We start from the raw sequence: 662 nt of genomic DNA, 5'->3' as shown, positions 1-662 counted from the left end.
GCCAGCAACTACAACGCGATCGGCGTCGCCGGCAGCAGCTACACGGTCACTGCCAAAGGCATCACGCTGACCGGCATCAGCGCGCTCGATAAAATCTACGACGCCACTACCACGGCCGCGCTCAACACCGCCAGCGTTGGCTACTCGGGCCTGGTCGGCGGCGACGCGGTCACGCTGTCAGGCAGCGGCACGGGCAGTTTTGCGGACAAGAACGCCGGTGCCAACAAGGCGGTGACCGTGAGCGGCTACACCCTGGCCGGGCTTGACGCCGGCAACTACGTGGTGACGCAACCGAGCGGCCTGACGGCCAGTATCAGCAAGGCCAGCCTGGCCGTGTCGGGCATCGCCGCCGTCGATAAAATCTATGACGCCACCACGGGCGCCACCCTGAGCGGCACGGCTGTCGTGAGTGCACTGGGCAGCGACAGCGTCTCGGTTGCCGGTACCGGTGCCGGCAGCTTTGCGGACAAGAACGCCGGTGCCAACAAGGCCGTAACCGTGAGCGGCTACACCCTGGCTGGCGCGGACGCCGGCAACTACGTCATCAATCAACCGAGCGGCCTGACGGCGACAATCAACAAGGCCAGCCTGGCCGTGTCGGGCATCGCCGCCGCCAACAAGACCTATGACGCCAGCACGGGTGCGACCTTGAGCGGCACGGC

At 66.6% G+C, this 662-nt stretch carries 1 protein-coding gene; it reads left to right on the top strand.

What is annotated here, in order from left to right; translation table 11 throughout:
* The coding region (locus K0F86_RS16175; protein WP_257572188.1) for a YDG domain-containing protein at nucleotides 1-662 on the top strand (662 nt) is incomplete at both ends.

Origin of the sequence: Janthinobacterium sp. UMAB-60, assembly GCF_900095235.1 — a bacterium.
Taxonomy (GTDB): domain Bacteria; phylum Pseudomonadota; class Gammaproteobacteria; order Burkholderiales; family Burkholderiaceae_D; genus Janthinobacterium.
Note: the sequence above shows the minus strand (reverse complement) of the source record. Positions and strands in the feature narration are given on the sequence as shown.